The sequence below is a fragment of the Flavobacterium sp. UBA6135 genome, from assembly GCF_002428305.1.
Classification (GTDB): Bacteria; Bacteroidota; Bacteroidia; order Flavobacteriales; family Flavobacteriaceae; genus Flavobacterium.
Genome location: NZ_DIVJ01000040.1, coordinates 18,430 through 34,156, shown reverse-complemented (window position 1 = coordinate 34,156; position 15,727 = coordinate 18,430). Strand labels below are relative to the sequence as shown.

General features: G+C 34.0%; 18 protein-coding genes. 7 read left to right on the top strand and 11 right to left on the bottom strand.

Features of this window, described 5'->3' with window-relative positions:
- Positions 1 to 52: 52 nt before the first annotated feature.
- The 3 genes from B3L86_RS10470 to B3L86_RS10460 form a co-directional block, all read right to left on the bottom strand.
- Entirely contained in the window at positions 53 to 505 is a 453-nt protein-coding gene (locus B3L86_RS10470) for an HRDC domain-containing protein (protein WP_188360962.1), read from the bottom strand.
- Positions 506 to 523: 18 nt separating this feature from the next.
- Complete coding sequence (locus B3L86_RS10465; protein ID WP_291118683.1) at positions 524 to 859, bottom strand: single-stranded DNA-binding protein; 336 nt, start codon at positions 857 to 859, stop codon at positions 524 to 526.
- 87 nt (positions 860 to 946) lie between these two features.
- The gene (locus tag B3L86_RS10460) at positions 947 to 1,276 is read right to left on the bottom strand and encodes a single-stranded DNA-binding protein (protein WP_188360961.1); all 330 of its coding nucleotides are present in this window, start codon (positions 1,274 to 1,276) and stop codon (positions 947 to 949) included.
- Positions 1,277 to 1,470: 194 nt separating this feature from the next.
- Between B3L86_RS10460 and B3L86_RS10455 the strand changes: the two genes are divergently transcribed.
- From B3L86_RS10455 to B3L86_RS10430, 6 genes are read left to right on the top strand one after another with little or no spacing between them, the layout of a single operon-like run.
- Complete coding sequence (locus B3L86_RS10455) at positions 1,471 to 2,997, top strand: bifunctional GNAT family N-acetyltransferase/carbon-nitrogen hydrolase family protein (RefSeq protein ID WP_291118644.1); 1,527 nt, start codon at positions 1,471 to 1,473, stop codon at positions 2,995 to 2,997.
- A 7-nt stretch (positions 2,998 to 3,004) separates the two neighbouring features.
- Complete coding sequence (locus tag B3L86_RS10450) at positions 3,005 to 3,352, top strand: hypothetical protein (RefSeq protein ID WP_291118641.1); 348 nt, start codon at positions 3,005 to 3,007, stop codon at positions 3,350 to 3,352.
- Positions 3,353 to 3,371: 19 nt separating this feature from the next.
- The gene (locus tag B3L86_RS10445; protein WP_291118638.1) at positions 3,372 to 5,756 is read left to right on the top strand and encodes a M28 family peptidase; all 2,385 of its coding nucleotides are present in this window, start codon (positions 3,372 to 3,374) and stop codon (positions 5,754 to 5,756) included.
- On the top strand, positions 5,743 to 6,543 hold the full coding sequence (locus B3L86_RS10440) for an SDR family oxidoreductase (RefSeq protein WP_291118635.1): 801 nt from the start codon (positions 5,743 to 5,745) through the stop codon (positions 6,541 to 6,543). The genes B3L86_RS10445 and B3L86_RS10440 overlap by 14 nt, the downstream gene beginning before the upstream one ends.
- Positions 6,544 to 6,569: 26 nt before the next feature.
- Positions 6,570 to 7,565 carry an NAD(P)H-dependent glycerol-3-phosphate dehydrogenase gene (locus B3L86_RS10435; RefSeq protein ID WP_291118632.1) on the top strand — a complete coding sequence of 332 codons (996 nt, stop codon included), beginning with the start codon at positions 6,570 to 6,572 and terminating at the stop codon, positions 7,563 to 7,565.
- Complete coding sequence (locus tag B3L86_RS10430; protein WP_291118629.1) at positions 7,566 to 7,784, top strand: hypothetical protein; 219 nt, start codon at positions 7,566 to 7,568, stop codon at positions 7,782 to 7,784.
- A 5-nt stretch (positions 7,785 to 7,789) separates the two neighbouring features.
- Here the strand turns inward: B3L86_RS10430 and B3L86_RS10425 are convergent, their stop codons facing one another.
- From B3L86_RS10425 to B3L86_RS10415, 3 genes are all read right to left on the bottom strand, one after another.
- Positions 7,790 to 8,197, bottom strand: coding sequence for a hypothetical protein (locus B3L86_RS10425; protein WP_291118627.1), 408 nt, complete (start codon positions 8,195 to 8,197; stop codon positions 7,790 to 7,792).
- Positions 8,198 to 8,259: 62 nt separating this feature from the next.
- A complete protein-coding gene (gene pheS / locus B3L86_RS10420; protein ID WP_291118624.1) occupies positions 8,260 to 9,279 on the bottom strand; it encodes a phenylalanine--tRNA ligase subunit alpha in 1,020 nt (339 codons plus the stop codon).
- Between the two features lie 114 nt (positions 9,280 to 9,393).
- On the bottom strand, positions 9,394 to 9,750 hold the full coding sequence (locus tag B3L86_RS10415) for a hypothetical protein (protein WP_291118621.1): 357 nt from the start codon (positions 9,748 to 9,750) through the stop codon (positions 9,394 to 9,396).
- A gap of 130 nt (positions 9,751 to 9,880) precedes the next feature.
- On the opposite strand from B3L86_RS10415, the gene B3L86_RS10410 reads away from it, so the two are divergent.
- Entirely contained in the window at positions 9,881 to 10,399 is a 519-nt protein-coding gene (locus B3L86_RS10410; protein ID WP_291118618.1) for a CvpA family protein, read from the top strand.
- Here the strand turns inward: B3L86_RS10410 and B3L86_RS10405 are convergent.
- The 5 genes from B3L86_RS10405 to B3L86_RS10385 are packed head-to-tail and all read right to left on the bottom strand — an operon-like array spanning position 10,383 to position 15,726.
- Positions 10,383 to 11,129, bottom strand: a complete 747-nt coding sequence (locus B3L86_RS10405) for a tetratricopeptide repeat protein (protein WP_291118615.1) — start codon at positions 11,127 to 11,129, stop codon at positions 10,383 to 10,385. The genes B3L86_RS10410 and B3L86_RS10405 overlap by 17 nt on opposite strands.
- Before the next feature lie 15 nt (positions 11,130 to 11,144).
- Positions 11,145 to 12,902 (bottom strand): BatD family protein, encoded by a 1,758-nt coding sequence (locus tag B3L86_RS10400; protein WP_291118613.1) that lies wholly within the window; start codon positions 12,900 to 12,902, stop codon positions 11,145 to 11,147.
- Positions 12,903 to 12,924: 22 nt separating this feature from the next.
- Positions 12,925 to 13,683: a tetratricopeptide repeat protein gene (locus B3L86_RS10395; RefSeq protein ID WP_291118610.1), complete on the bottom strand. Its 759-nt coding sequence runs from the start codon at positions 13,681 to 13,683 to the stop codon at positions 12,925 to 12,927.
- On the bottom strand, positions 13,680 to 14,717 hold the full coding sequence (locus B3L86_RS10390) for a vWA domain-containing protein (RefSeq protein WP_291118762.1): 1,038 nt from the start codon (positions 14,715 to 14,717) through the stop codon (positions 13,680 to 13,682). The genes B3L86_RS10395 and B3L86_RS10390 overlap by 4 nt, the downstream gene beginning before the upstream one ends.
- Before the next feature lie 7 nt (positions 14,718 to 14,724).
- Positions 14,725 to 15,726 carry a vWA domain-containing protein gene (locus tag B3L86_RS10385; RefSeq protein WP_291118607.1) on the bottom strand — a complete coding sequence of 334 codons (1,002 nt, stop codon included), beginning with the start codon at positions 15,724 to 15,726 and terminating at the stop codon, positions 14,725 to 14,727.
- Position 15,727 lies beyond the last annotated feature (1 nt).

Here is a 15,727-nt window from a genome sequence, read left to right as displayed (position 1 = left end):
GGACTTTAAATATACAAAAAAAACATCTGCCGGAGCAGATGTTTTTAAAAATTTAACTGGCTTGTAACAAAGAGATGATGTCATTTCCGTATCTGGAGATTTTATTTTCTCCAAAACCTTTGATTCTTTTCAACTCATCAATTGAATGGGGTCGAATTTTAGCAATCGTCATCAATTCTGAATTATGGCAAATCATATATTGTGGTAATCCCAGTTTTGACGATTTTTCTGTTCTCCAACTTTTCAATGAACTTAACGTGTTTTTTTCTTCTTGACTTAATTCATCATAATTCAAAACAGACACTTTTTCACTTTCTTTGGATTCTCTTGGTTTTAAAATTTTTGGTTCATAAAAAACCAATACTGACCAATAATCTATCATGCCAGCTATAAAGTTTGTAGCTGTTTTTTGTACCGTTACCTCATTCAAAAATTGATTGATGGCGTTTTGATCGTTCTGCAAGTGTTCCCCACTCACTCGAACTCTGAAATGTTTTACATTCATAATTTTTGGTTTTTGTGGTTAATTTGGTTTTCCTAATAACATCAAATCACTTACAACAACCTCTGTGATGTAGCGTTTGTTTCCGTCTTTATCATCGTAGTTTCTGGAGGATAATTTTCCTTCAATGGCAATTTCTTTTCCTTTGACAACAAACTTTTCGATGGTTTCTGCTGTTTTGCCAAAAGCAACAATTTTATGCCAATGTGTTTCTTCTACTTTTTCACCTTTTTTGTTGGTATAATATTCGTGAGTTGCAATAGATAAATTGGCAACTTTTCCTCCTTCAAAGGATTTTACTTCCGGGTCATTTCCAACATGACCGATTAACTGTACTCTGTTTTTCATTGTGTTCATGGCGTATAATTTTTAAAGTTTTAATCTGAACTCGTTTCAGATTCTATTGATTTTTGATATTGTAATTGCTATCGAATTTTGAAAGGCTTATTTCATCAAAAGCAATTCATTTATAACTACTTCTGTCACATATCGTTTGTTGCCTTCTTTATCATCATAAGATCTTGATGTAAGTTTACCGGTAATTCCGATTTTTTTTCCTTTTTCAACAAACTTTTCAATTGTTTCTGCAGTTTTTCCCCAAGCTACAATATTGTGCCATTGGGTTTGTTCTACTTGATCTCCTTTTTTACTAACATAAACATCATTGGTAGCTAATGTTAAGTTGGCTAATTTTTTCCCACTTTCAAATTCTTTGATGATTGGGTCTTTACCTACGTGTCCGATTAATTGTACTCTGTTTTGTAATGCATTCATGGCGTTTAAAATTTAATTGGTTTATAAATGTGTTAATGTCGATTTACAATTTCTGTTGTTTGATTTCGACAGGACAAAGTTGTGACGTTTTGCAAATTTTATTCGGTTTAAAAACACTTACTTTCGGTTGTAAATGTTTGTAAGCGTTTGCAAACGGAAATTAATTTTTGTATCTTGCACAAAAACAGAGAAATATGCAAGAGACAATTAATAAAATTGAACTACGAAATTTACAGATTGAAGATTACAAAGAGTTGAAAAACTCAATGATGGAAGCTTATAGCGAATTAGAAAATTCCTATTGGAAAGAACATCATATTGAAAAATTACTCTCCATTTTTCCGGAAGGACAACTCGTGGTTTTGGTCGATGATAAAGTGGTTGGTTCTGCTTTATCACTGATAATTGATTATAAAAAAGTAATTGCCAATCACACCTATGCTCAAATTACAGGAAATTATAGTTTTGACACACATAATCCGTTGGGTGAAGTTTTGTATGGTATTGATGTTTTTATTCATCCCAAATATCGCGGTCTACGATTAGGAAGAAGATTATATGATGCGAGAAAAGAATTGTGCGAACAATTGAATTTAAAATCAATCATATTTGCCGGAAGAATTCCAAATTACATTGATTACATGGAGGAATTTTCTCCAAAACAATATATTGAAAAAGTAAAACAAAAGGAACTATATGATCCTGTTTTATCGTTTCAAATCAGTAATGATTTTCACGTTAAGAAAATCATGAAAAATTATTTGGTTGGCGATAAAAGCTCCAACGAATATGCGGTTTTGATGGAATGGAACAACATTTATTATGATGAAAGTCCCAACTTAATTAATCTTAAAAAAAGTGTGATTCGATTGGGTTTAATCCAATGGCAAATGCGTCCGTTGAACAACTTAGAACAACTCTTTGAACAAGCCGAATTTTTTATTGATGTAGTTTCCGGTTACGGAAGTGATTTTGCTCTTTTCCCTGAATTGTTTACCGCTCCTTTGATGGCTGATTACAACCACCTCTCTGAAGCCGATGCTATTCGTGAATTAGCAAAACATTCCGAACCCATTCGTAAAAAATTTCAAGAATATGCCATATCCTATAACATCAATATCATAACCGGAAGTATGCCTTATATGGAAAATGGTATTTTGTATAATGTTGGTTTTTTATGTAAACGAGACGGAACCAATGAAATGTACACTAAAATTCACATCACGCCAAATGAAACTTTACATTGGGGGATGAAAGGCGGTTCACAAATAAAAACATTTGATACCGACTGTGGGAAAATTGGCATCATGATTTGTTATGATGTAGAATTTCCCGAATTATCTCGATTAATGGCCGATGAAGGCATGAATATTCTTTTCGTTCCGTTTTTAACCGACACTCAAAATGGCTATACGCGAGTGAAACATTGTGCTCAATCGCGAGCCATTGAAAATGAATGTTATGTAGCCATTGCCGGTTGTGTTGGAAACTTACCCAAAGTAAATAACATGGATATTCAATATGCTCAATCGGCGGTTTTTACACCTTCTGATTTTGCTTTTCCAAGTAATGGTGTCAAAGCTGAAGCCACCCCAAATACAGAAATGACGTTGATTGTTGATGTTGATTTGGATTTATTAAAACAATTGCATGAATTTGGAACCGTGCGTATCTTAAAAGACAGAAGACACGATTTATATAGTATTAAGAAGTTGAAATAACGAGCTTATGAAAAACTGTTTAGAATGTGACGAAAAAATCATTGGTCGCGAAGACAAAAAGTTTTGCAGCGATGGTTGTAGAAATGCCTACAACAACAAGATGAACAAAGACAGTACGAATTTAATGCGAAACATCAACAACAAGTTACGCAAAAATTACCGTATTTTGTGTGAGTTAAATGTGGAAGGAAAAAGTAAAACCACCAAATCAAAACTCTTGAGCAAGGGTTTTGATTTTGACTATTTCACTTCAATTTTACACACAAAAACCGGCAATACCTATCATTTTTTATATGACCAAGGATATCTTGCATTAGAAAATGATTATTATATGTTGGTCAAAAAAGACAACTAACCAAAAACCAACTTAACCAATGAAAAAAAATTCCACTTCATTGCTTTCGGCACTTTTAATTATTGGAATACTTGCCTTCATTTTCTACAGAATGATGCCGCAAGATTATTCCAAAGCAAGTGAACCGCTTACAGAATTTTCAACAGAGCGAGCATTAAAACATATTGAAATTATTTCAAAAGAACCCCATTATGTAGGCAGTCCCTATCATAAAAACGTGTTGGAATATCTTGATCTTGAATTAAAAAAATTGGGGCTTGAAACCCAAATTCAAGAAAGTGCTGTTTTAAGTAAATGGAATAATTTGGTTGAAACTAAAAATTTAATTGCAAGAATAAAAGGGGCTGAATCGTCAAAAGCCATAGTTTTATTAACTCATTATGATAGTGCTCCTCATTCAAAATCGTATGGTGCAAGTGATGATGCTAACGGGTTGGCCACAATTCTTGAAGGAATTCGCGTGTTTCTTCACAACAAAACACCACACAAAAATGATATAATTATTGTTTTTTCAGATGCCGAAGAATTGGGATTAAACGGTGCTTATGCTTTTGTTTCCGAACATCCTTGGGCAAAAGAGGTTGGCTTAGTGTTAAACTTTGAAGCTCGCGGAACCAAAGGGCCTTCCATGATGTTGGCAGAAATAAATGGCGGCAATTCAAATCTAATCAAAGGATTTTCTGAAGCCAAAACAAAATTTCCGGTGTCTAATTCTTTAATGTACAGCATTTATAAAATACTTCCTAATGATACGGATTTGACAGCATTTAGAGAGAAAGCAGACATCCCGGGATTTAATTTCGCCTACATTGATGACCATTTTGATTACCACACCGTTCAAGATAATTTTGAAAATTTTACACCGGAATGTTTAGAACACCAATCTACCTATTTAATGCCGCTGCTATCACATTTTTCAAATGTTGATTTAAGTAATTTAAATTCTGATGAAGACCATGTCTATTTCAGTGTACCTTTCGGATTTATTCATTATCCATTTGGTTGGAATATTCCTTTATTACTTGTTGCTTTTCTTATTTTTATTGGCGTAGTAACAATTGGATTAGGCAAACATGTTTTAGACTCTCGCGAGATTGTTAAAGGATTTGTACCTTTATTGGGTTCGCTGGTCATTGCGGGAGTTGTTACTTTTTTAGGTTGGAAATCAATCGGAGGTTTGTATCCGCAATACAGAGACATACTTCATGGTTTTACCTATAATGGTCATAGTTATATCATGACTTTCGTCTTTCTAAGTTTAGCGATTTGTTTTTGGTTCTACTCAAAATTCGCTACCAAAAAAAATGCTTTAAGTTTATTTATTGCTCCTTTATTTTTATGGCTTTTACTTAATTTAATACTGGTTCTATTTTTAGAAGGTGCCTCATTCTTTATCATTCCCGTTTATTTTGGTTTATTGATTTTAGCCATTTCAATAGTAAAATCAAAATCAAATGCACTAACAAACATTCTGTTGAGCATTCCTGCCATGGCGATTTTAGCTCCCTTCATTCAATTATTTCCAATTGGTTTAGGTTTAAAAATGCTTTCAGGAAGTGCTGTTTTTGTGGTGCTCTTATTTTCATTATTAGTTCCTGTTTTTGGTGCATTTTCCAAAAAACAAGGTTGGGGCTGGTTGTGTTTTGTGATTGCCTTTGGATTTTTTATAAAAGCTCATTTAGATAGTGATTTTGAAAAAGGAAAAGGAAAACCAAACAGTTTACTTTATGTTGTTGATGCCGATGAAAACAAAAATTATTGGACAACCTATGACAAAGTTTTAGATTCTTGGACAAAAAATTATTTAGGTGAAAATCCAAAAGAAGCTACCGAATTAAACACCAACTCTGTTGGAAGTAAATACAATTCGGGCTTCAGTTATATGGCGGAAGCTCCAAATAAAAATATTGCGAAACCAATTTTTACTTTCTTAAGAGATACAACAATTGGCAATTACAGAGCTATAACAATGGAAATTAAAGCCAATCGAAACGTAAACCGAATAGATGTTTTTGCTCATGAAAATTTAAAATTTCATAATTTAAAAGCCAATGGAATTAAAAACATAAACCAAGAAGGAAGTTTGTACAAACGAAAAAAATCAAATTTGATAAATTATTATCCCATCAACAACAAACCATTGACGTTGCAATTTCAAATTCAAAAAGATATGGAATTGGATATGGAGGTAATGCTTTCGTCATTTGATTTGTTGGAAAATCCAATGTTTAGCATTCCAAAAAGACCGGATGCTTTCATTCCGATGCCGTTTGTGTTGAATGATGCGATTGTGGTGAAAAAGAAAATTAAAAAATCGGCTCCAAAACAAGTTGAAATTGTAGAAACTATTGAAACAACAACCGATACTTTAATCACTCAAAAAGATAGTCTTGAAACAAATTAGTATTTTAGGTTGTGGCTGGTTGGGTATGCCTTTGGCGAAGCAATTACTTCAAAATGACTATTCCGTGAAAGGTTCAACAACAACGGAATCAAAATTGGAATTGCTTCAAAAGGAAGGTATTTCCCCTTTTTTAATTTCGCTTAAAGCGAAGGAAACTCCAAAGGAAACAGCTGCTTTCTTAGAAAATTCTGAAATTTTAATTATTACTATCCCACCGGGATTACGAGGAAATTCAGGAGAAAGTTTTGTTGAAAAAATAGAAAACTTTATTCCGTTCATCGAAAAATCTTCGGTTAAAAAAGTGATTTTTGTAAGTTCTACTTCGGTTTATGCAGATGAAAATCAAGTTGTAACTGAAGCAACTCATCCAAAACCGGAAACTGAAAGCGGAAGACAATTACTCATTTCAGAAAATTTGCTTTTAAACAATAAAAACTTCCAAACTACAATTCTCCGTTTTGGAGGATTAATTGGTAAAGATCGTCATCCGGTAAAATTTTTATCAGGAAAAGATAATATTGAAAATCCGGAAGCTCCTATTAACTTAATTCATCAATCCGATTGCATCGAAATCATTGAAAAAGTGATTGAAAAAGACATTTGGAATGTCGTATTTAATGCAGTAGCCCCTTTTCATCCTTCCAGAAAAGAATATTATACCAATAAAGCTAAAGAGCTCAATCTGCCTTTACCTCAATTTAATGAAAATCAAACCTCTATTGGAAAAAGAGTTGATTCAGACAAATTGATTCAGGTTTTAAAGTATGATTTTAAAAATTTAGGTTAAATTTACCTTTCCAAACAAACTAACGAATGAACGAATCTCCAAAATTTGCTGTTATCGGTGGCGGAAGCTGGGCGACAGCAATTGCCAAAATGTTGTGCGTTAACCAAGCTGAAATTTGTTGGTACATGCGAAATCAAAACGCCATCGACCATATAAAAACCGAAAAGCACAATCCGAACTACCTTAGTTCGGTTGAATTTGATACTAAAAAATTAAAACTTACCACAGATATTAATGAAGCGGTCAGTTATGCCGATATTTTAATATTTGCCATTCCATCTGCATTTTTAAATACAGAATTGGAAAAATTGACTGAATCTTTAAACGATAAAGTGATTTTTTCTGCCATCAAAGGAATTGTTCCCGAAACGTTTTTGATTGTAGGCGAACATTTTCATAAGCAATACGACATTCCATATGATAACATTGGCGTGATTACCGGTCCGTGTCACGCTGAAGAAGTAGCATTGGAACGTCTTTCCTATTTAACGATTGCTTGTGCTGATGCTTCAAAGGCAAAAATTGTAGCCAAAAATTTAAACAGCAATTACATCAAAACCAAAATTTCTGATGATATCATCGGAACCGAATATGCCGCGATGTTGAAAAACATTTATGCCATTGCAGCTGGAATGGCTCACGGTTTAGGTTATGGCGATAATTTTCAAGCGTTATTGATGAGTAATGCCATTCGCGAAATGAAAAAATTCATCCGAAAAGTGCATAAAATGAAACGAAACATCAATGATTCTGCTTATTTGGGCGATTTATTGGTAACCGGCTATTCCGTGTTTTCAAGAAACCGAATGTTTGGAAACATGATTGGAAAAGGTTACACCGTGAAAAGTGCCATGATGGAAATGAGTATGGTTGCCGAAGGCTATTATGCCGTTAAAAGTGCTTATAAACTAAACCAAGAGTATGGAGCTAAAACACCAATTATTGATGCGGTTTATGAAATTTTGTATGAAGGAAAAGAACCAAAAAAAGTGTTTAAAAAATTAACAGATAAGTTGGATTAGATGAATTCACGTTGGAAATATCAACTAAAAACAGGACTGATTTGGGGTTCTGTCATGTGTGTAATTATGACACTATTTGATTTACGAGAAAATTCGTTTTATGATCAAATTTCAAGTTTTGCTTATTACTTAAGGTATGTGGGATATATTCTAATTGGAACTTTTTTTATTGGATACTACAGTTGGAAAGACAAAGTAAAACTTGAGAAAAAAGAATAAACACGTTACTTGACCACCACGCCATTCTTAAACAAAACCGGTACTTCTTCCGTGGCTCGTTCGTTGATGGTATTGGTTCTGAAGGTAAATTTTTTATCGTATAAAGTATTTCCGATAAAAAACGTAACCATAAATTCGTTGTTCAAAGCCAACACTTTCGGTTCAATCATTTCAATTTTTACGGCCGAAACCGATTCAATCTCAATGAAAGCATGGCGTAATAACGACGTTTTTTTCATTTCACCATCAATTGTTCCAAAAGCTTTTGAAACCACCATGACGCTGTCTAATTTGAAGTCGCTGTCGTTAATCAGATAGACATTCCAAATGTTTTCCATAAAGTCGTCACTCCATTCTTGAATGGCGGCTAAAAAGACGTTTTCTACTTTTGGAATGGTGATATCCGCTTTCATTTTTTATTTTTTGCCACTAAGGCACAAAGTTTGGATTAAACCTGACAGGTTTAATCGTGAATTTATATACTCGTTTTAAATTGTTCCAAGAAACGAACATCGTTTTCATAAAACATTCTAATGTCGCCAATTTGGTATAACAACATCGCAATACGCTCAATTCCCATACCAAAAGCAAAACCATTGAATTCATCCGGATTGATGCCGCAGTTTTTCAAAACATTCGGGTCAACCATTCCGCAACCCATAATTTCCAACCAACCTGTTCCTTTGGTAATTCGGTAATCGGTTTCGGTTTTTAAACCCCAATAAATATCAACCTCAGCACTTGGCTCCGTAAAAGGAAAATAAGAAGGTCGCAAACGAATCTTTGACTTTCCGAACATTTCTTTAGTGAAATATAAAAGTGTTTGCTTTAAGTCGGCAAACGAAACATCTTTATCAATATACAAACCTTCCACTTGATGGAAAATACAGTGTGAACGGGAAGAAACAGCTTCGTTACGGAAAACTCGTCCCGGTGAAATCGTTCTGATTGGCGGTTTGTTGTTTTCCATGTATCGCACCTGAACGGAAGAAGTGTGCGTTCGCAACAAAACATCGGGATTGGTTTGAATAAAAAAAGTATCCTGCATATCTCTCGCCGGATGGTATTCCGGAAGGTTTAATGCGGTAAAATTATGCCAATCGTCTTCAATTTCCGGACCTTCAGAAACGTTGAATCCGATGGTTGAAAAAATATCAATAACTTGATTTTTCACCAACGAAATAGGATGACGGGAACCAATCGGAAAAGGTTGCCCCGGACGCGTTAAATCGCCAAAAAGTCCAACCGATTCTTCTTTGCTTTCCAGCATTTCCTGAATGGATTTTACCTTTTCTTCTGCCGTGTTTTTCAACGTATTGATTACCTGACCAAATTCTTTTTTCTGTTCGTTGGGAACATTTTTAAATTCGGCAAACAAATCTTTCAACAAACCTTTGCTTCCTAAAAATTTAATTCGGAATTGCTCAAGTGTTTCTTTGTTATCGGTTTGAAAAGCGGCTGCTTCGCCAATGTATTCTTTTATCTTATCTATCATCGTTCGTGCTGTAAAGGTGCAAATTTAGTTTTTTTTAGTGATTAGTGAAAAAGTAATTAGTGATTAGCCTAAAATAGTGGTATCCAGCAACTAATTACTCGTTCTAATTACCAATCACTTTATCAATTCTCTCTCCAAAAAATAAGTCACAATCGCATCTTTCATCAAAACACTTTGTTCTCCGGCTTTAAGTGGCGGCAATTCTTCTTTTACCTTGTAATGGGGCCAACCGTCGTTATCAAAAAACTCAAATTCATAATAACCATACGGCTCGAGCAAACGGCAAATGGCAATGTGCATGAGTTCTATTTTCTCGTCTTTTTTGAAAGTTTGTTTCACTTTGCCCAATTCTTGAACACCAATTAAATAAATAATGGCATCCAAATCAAGCTGTTCGCCTTCGGCAAATTGATTGGATAGTATGGTGACAACGTTTTCCCAACGTTCTTTTAATTGAATATCTCTTGACATAAGCGGGAAGATGAAAGCGGGAAGATGGAAGAATTATTTCTTCAATCAACTACGCTGTTTTTTTTGCAAAGATAAGAAGTTGCTTCTTATTAAATTGAAATTACTATTTTAGTGAACTTATTTTATTGAAATGGATATTGCGATTGGAATTTTATTGATTATTGGATTGTATCAAGGTATTAAAAACGGTTTGTTTGTAGAAATTGCTTCAATCATCTCCTTTATTTTAGGTGTATTTATTGCTATTAAATTTTCCTATTTGGTGAAAGGTTTTTTGGAAGGTTTTGTAAGTTGGAATCCGCAAACGGTTCAAATTACTTCTTTTGTTATCACATTGATTTTGGTGGTGATTGGCGTTCACTTATTGGCAAAAATTTTCACACAAATAGCCAGCTTTGCTTTTTTAGGTTGGATCAATAAATTAGCCGGAGGTGTATTCAGTGTAATAAAAACAGCATTGCTACTTGGGATTGTTTTGAATTTAGTTCAAAAAATAAATGTAGACAACCAATTGATTTCAGAGGAAAAACAAGACAATTCTATTTTTTACAGACCCATTTTAGACACCACAGCTTTTATGATGCCAATGGTTAACGAATGGATTGAAGACGTGAAAGAACTCTATGAAGAAACTACTTCAACTCCTTAATTGCTTCGCTTAAAATCCAACCTTCAGATTCGTCGGTAAGTTGAATTTTTTTCCATTGGTCTAACGATTCCAAAACAAAAACTTTGGTGCCTTCATGCAAAATAAAAGCTTCTGTAGCATTGTTTCGAGGTTCATTTAAAACAGTTGTTTTTTCAGCGAAAACAATTGCCGGTCGTTCTTTTTGATCCTGGCTTTTTTCAAACCAAGCTGCTAAAACAGAAAGAAGTAATAAAAACGGAACAATAAACAATCCGATGAAGTAAATTCGTTTTGAAAGTGTTGTTTCCGAAAAATAATATCCAATAAAAAACAACAAAAACAACACAGAAAATCCAACGGCAATTTTTGCCCAAGTATCAGAATGAAACGACGAAGTTAGGTTTTGTATGAATTTTTCAAAACCCACTTTTGGAATTTCTTTGATATCATCAATGGTTTTGCTTTTGGCAAATTTTAAATTATTCTGAATGTCTTTATCATTCGGACTAATTTGTAATGCTTTTTCATAATAATAAATTGCGGGACCCACTTTGTCTAATTTATAATAAGCATTCGCCAGATTAAAATACAAATCACACGATTCTTTTTTGCCTTTAATGATACTTTCATAAGCAGCAATTGCTTCGTTATAATTTCCGTTTCTGTAGTGTTCGTTTCCTTTGTCAAAAACACTTTGAGCCCCAATTAATTGGGTTAAAAAAAATAGCGTAATATATAAAACTCGTTTCATCATCCTATTTTGAAATTAAACTATTTGTTTTTCTAATTCTGAAATTACTTCAACTGCTTTGTCATAATCTTGTTGCATGGCTACCGTTGTTGAAGGTGCATATCGGGCAAATTCACAGTTTTCGGTGAGTTGAATAAATAAATCTATCGTTTCAGGCTGTGCTTTCTTTTCTGTCAAGGTCGCTCTAATTTTATCTTTACTCATTTCTGAAGTTTCAATTTTTAGTTTGGCTTTCAAAAAGTTGTGCAAAGAGCGTTCTAAAGCAACATAAAAAGGTTCTTTTGTTCCAATTTGTTTTTTGGCTTCAGATAAAAATTTCTTAGCTAATTTAGTGTTCAATTTCAGCTTGTTTCCAACCACATCACCATCAATTGCTTCTTTCTTTTTCTTAAATAAAATAATGAGTGGGATCAGTAAAAAAGGCAATCCCAACAAAACATAAAAAAGTGTAGAACCAAAAAATGCCTTTTTGTTGATTGGTGAAAGTTTTGTTTTTAAATGAATGTATTTAAATTGATCTGAATTTGAAATTTGATTCTTAACCACCGCATTTTCCTGAACAATATCTTGTTTATCTCCTGCGGAAGGTCCGTCAAGAACACTAATAACAATTTCTTGTGATGTTAAGGTTTTATAAGCCCCTGCCGCATAATCAAAATAGGAGAAACGAATGGGTTTGATAGTATAATTTCCTTTATACTGCGGTATAATGGTGTACTTGTCTGAAATTTTTCCGGTCATTCCTGACAATGGCGTGGATACGTTTTCGGAATGAACCGGCTCATACATTTCCAATGAGGATGGCACAACAGGCTTTGGAAGATTAAATAACTTTAAATTTCCTGTTCCTGTAACAGTAATGTCTAAATCGGTGCTTTCGCCATGTTTTAAAGTAGTTCTTGAAGGAACAACTTGAAAATCAAACTTACCAACTGCTCCTGTAAAATCATCCGGTTTCCCGTTTTCAGGAAGTGGCTTAACTGTAATCACTTTACTTCCGGCAGAAACTCTTTTATTGTCTCGGGTCATTAATACTCGACCAAAAATGTCTCTACGGTTGGTTGGTAATTCAACATCAATATCTAACGACAACGGTTCAATTTCTAATTTTCCGGACTTTTGAGGATATAAAACGGTTTTTCGCAAAACAACATACCTGAATTTTTCGCCGTTGTAAGTACCTTCTTCAGCAGATAATTGCTTAATATCAATATTTTGACTCCAAAAATCATTGTATTTTGGTTTGTCCAATTCCCTCCAATTTGTAATTCCGATGTTATAACTGAAATACAATTTATAAACTACCGTGATGGGTTCGTTGAGATACGGATTCGTTTTATTCACCTCCGCCACTAAATGCAATGCATCATTGATAGAAATAGAGGTGTCATTTGGGTCTTTTGGTTGTTCAACGGCGGCAGTGACATTAACAGAAAGCGGAGTCGTTTTATAGGTTTGTCCTTGGTATTCAATAGAAGCTTGTCTAATTGTAACAGCACCTCGTTGGGTTGGCAACAGAAAATAGGTATAGACTTTATTAAAACTGCTTTTTCCGTTCACCCAACTTTGACTTACTTGTTGACTCGGACCACCTACTACTCGAAATCCATCAAATGAAGGCGGATTAAAATTATCGCCATCCACATTCATGACAAAATCAATACGAAGTCGTTCGTTTAATCCCAAAGTGGTTTTGCTTACTTTGGCTTCAAATTGAACTTGAGCCATTAAGCTTTGCATAGATAGGAATAGTATAAAAATATACTTTTTCATTTTTCTTAAATTGTCTTACAAATTACCAATCCTTTTCCGTTTGAACCGGAGCGGTTTTGATTTTTTCTTTGTTTACTTTATCCTGAACCTTTTTTTCTTCTTTATTCACCGCATCCAAAAGATTTTCTAATCGCTCTTTAGAAATTCCTGAAGGTTGTGGCTTTGGCTGTCCATGTTGATTTTTATCGGGATTGTCTTTTTTGTCTTCTCCCTTATTATCTTGATCCTTCTTATCTTGGTCTTTTTTCTCTTGATTATTTTGGTCTTGTTTTTCTTTATTTTCGTCCTTTTTGTCTTCGCTTTTTTCCTTGTCTTTGTCGCCACCATCATCAGGATCTTCCGGATTGTTTTTCAAATACTCTTTGGCCAAAGCATAATTATAGCGGGTTTGTTCGTCTGAAGGATTATTTCGCAACGCATTTTTATAAGCTTCAACGGCTTTACCATATTGTTTTTCTTTCATAAAAACATTTCCAATATTGTGAAATGCCTTGTGTTTTTCTTCTTTGGTTGTAGCTTTTTCAAGAGCTTGTGAATAAGCAAACTTAGCTTCACTACTTTGGTCTTGTCTATAAATGGCATTGCCTAAATTATAAGCCGCTTTTGAACCTGACAAATCTTTTGAATTTGAAATTCGGTATTTGGCCTCTGCTTCTTTAAATTTTTGATTCTGAAATTCTTTGTTTGCTTTGGGCAACACTTTGTCTTTTTCTTTCTTTTCTTCTTGAGCAGAAAGAATGCTTGCAACAAAGAAAAATAGTAAAATTAATTGCTTTTTCATGATTCTTTTTCATTAAATAAATTCAACTTACTTATCCATCCTGTTTTCCGTTCTAACAGAAAAATATCTAAAAACAATAATACAAAAGCAATGCCTAAAAACCATTGGAACTGCGATTTAAAATCGGCAAATTGTGTGGTTTCAAATTCTGTTTTTTCAATATTATCGAGAGCATTTTTTACAAATTCCAAAACTTTTTTGGTTTGATCGCCGCTAATATAATCTCCTTTTGTAGCTTTTGCAATTTGCTTTAGAGTAGCTTCATTAAATTTTGTGATGACCACCTCGTCATTTCTGTCACGTTTAAAACTCTGAACAACGCCGTTTCGTTTTATTGGAATGGGCCCGCCTTTTTCTGTTCCCACGCCAATGGTTAGAATCTTGGTGTTGTTTTTTGTAGCCAATTCAATAGCCGATTCAATTCCTTCCGAATGATCTTCACCATCAGAAATTAAAATGATTAGCTTGTTTGTAGCACTTCCTTCTTCAAAAAAACCGGTAGAAAGTTCAATAGCTTGGTCTAAAGAAGTTCCTTGTGACGAAACCATATCCGTGTTCATGCTTTGCAAAAACATTTTTGCTACCCCATAGTCTGTTGTAATAGGCAAGACCGGAAAAGCACTTCCGGCATAGGCCACTATTCCAATTCTGTCACTTCCTAATTGATTGATTATTTGCGTTACAATTTGTTTTGTCTTATCCAATCGGTTAGGAGCCACATCTTCTGCAAGCATACTTTTAGATACGTCAATAGCAAAAACAATATCAATTCCCTCTCGTTTAACCGTTTCAAGTTTTGAACCCATTTTTGGATTTACCAATCCAATAATCAAACTGGCTAATGCCAATAAAATAAAGCTCATTTTTAAAATAGGCTTAAAAACGGATTTCTCAGGACTAAGTTTTTTTACTAAATGTAAATCACCATATTCCTTTTGTTTTTTTCTTTTCCAATATAAATTCCATAGAAAAAGCAGCAACACTACCGGAATAATTGCCAAGAAATAGAAATATATTTTATCTTCAAACTGAATCATACTTTTATAATAATCCTCTAAATAAGGTTTGTTTTAACAAAATTTCAAGTAACAAAAGTAAACCCGAAATCCATATTAAGGGTTTGTATTTTTCGTCGTAATTATAGAATTTTTGTTCTTCAATTTCTGTTGTTTCTAATTTATTAATCTCGTCATAAATCTCTTGAAGCTTACTATTACTAGTTGCTCTAAAATAAACACCATCTGTTTTTTGAGCAATACTTTTCATCAATTGTTCATCAATTTCAACGGGCATTAAACGATATAAAAAACCACCATTTGGAGCATATGCATAAGGCGATTCTGCATTTCCGTTTGTACCAATGCCAATAGTATATACCTTTATACCATATTCTTTTGCAATATCGGCGGCTGTTTCCGGTTCAATGAATCCGGCATTATTTACACCGTCTGTTAACAAAATGATTACTCTACTTTTGGCTTGACTGTCTTTCAAACGATTTACAGCTGTTGCCAATCCCATGCCAATTCCTGTTCCGTCTTGAATTACATTGTCGTATTTGATGCCTTTAATGGCGTCTAAAATGATGGATTTATCACTGGTAACGGGAGTTTTGGTATAACTTTCTGCGGCATAAACCACAATTCCAAAACGATCGTTTGTTCTGGCTTCCACAAACTCAGCGGCCACTTTTTTTAAGGACTCCAATCGGTTTGGTTTTAAATCTCTAGCCAACATACTCCCTGAAACGTCAATGGCCATTACGATATCTATACCACGAGTGGTTTTGGTTTTATTACTCACATCAACCGTTCTTGGTCTTGCCATGGCAACAATGATAAAACTCAACGCCAACAATCGAAACACAAACAACATAGGTTTGAATTTTGCCAAAAAGGAAGGCTGAGCCTTAAAACCTTTTACAGAACTTATTTTTAAAGTGGCTTCCAGTTTGTTTCTTTTCAGAAAATACCATCCAATTGCAACGGGAAGCAAGGTAAATAACCAAAAAAACTGTGGATGTAAAAAAGTGATGTTTTCCATA

Bases quoted from the DNA above. Each gene is read 5' to 3' on its own strand.
- B3L86_RS10470 (WP_188360962.1), bottom strand. From the start codon at position 505: ATGAATGTAAAACATTTCAGAGTTCGAGTGAGTGGGGAACACTTGCAG.
- B3L86_RS10465 (WP_291118683.1), bottom strand. From the start codon at position 859: ATGAACACAATGAAAAACAGAGTACAGTTAATCGGTCATGTTGGAAAT.
- B3L86_RS10460 (WP_188360961.1), bottom strand. From the start codon at position 1,276: ATGAATGCATTACAAAACAGAGTACAATTAATCGGACACGTAGGTAAA.
- B3L86_RS10455 (WP_291118644.1), top strand. From the start codon at position 1,471: ATGCAAGAGACAATTAATAAAATTGAACTACGAAATTTACAGATTGAA.
- B3L86_RS10450 (WP_291118641.1), top strand. From the start codon at position 3,005: ATGAAAAACTGTTTAGAATGTGACGAAAAAATCATTGGTCGCGAAGAC.
- B3L86_RS10445 (WP_291118638.1), top strand. From the start codon at position 3,372: ATGAAAAAAAATTCCACTTCATTGCTTTCGGCACTTTTAATTATTGGA.
- B3L86_RS10435 (WP_291118632.1), top strand. From the start codon at position 6,570: ATGAACGAATCTCCAAAATTTGCTGTTATCGGTGGCGGAAGCTGGGCG.
- B3L86_RS10430 (WP_291118629.1), top strand. From the start codon at position 7,566: ATGAATTCACGTTGGAAATATCAACTAAAAACAGGACTGATTTGGGGT.
- B3L86_RS10425 (WP_291118627.1), bottom strand. From the start codon at position 8,197: ATGAAAGCGGATATCACCATTCCAAAAGTAGAAAACGTCTTTTTAGCC.
- pheS (WP_291118624.1), bottom strand. From the start codon at position 9,279: ATGATAGATAAGATAAAAGAATACATTGGCGAAGCAGCCGCTTTTCAA.
- B3L86_RS10415 (WP_291118621.1), bottom strand. From the start codon at position 9,750: ATGTCAAGAGATATTCAATTAAAAGAACGTTGGGAAAACGTTGTCACC.
- B3L86_RS10410 (WP_291118618.1), top strand. From the start codon at position 9,881: ATGGATATTGCGATTGGAATTTTATTGATTATTGGATTGTATCAAGGT.
- B3L86_RS10405 (WP_291118615.1), bottom strand. From the start codon at position 11,129: ATGAAACGAGTTTTATATATTACGCTATTTTTTTTAACCCAATTAATT.
- B3L86_RS10400 (WP_291118613.1), bottom strand. From the start codon at position 12,902: ATGAAAAAGTATATTTTTATACTATTCCTATCTATGCAAAGCTTAATG.
- B3L86_RS10395 (WP_291118610.1), bottom strand. From the start codon at position 13,683: ATGAAAAAGCAATTAATTTTACTATTTTTCTTTGTTGCAAGCATTCTT.
- B3L86_RS10385 (WP_291118607.1), bottom strand. From the start codon at position 15,726: ATGGAAAACATCACTTTTTTACATCCACAGTTTTTTTGGTTATTTACC.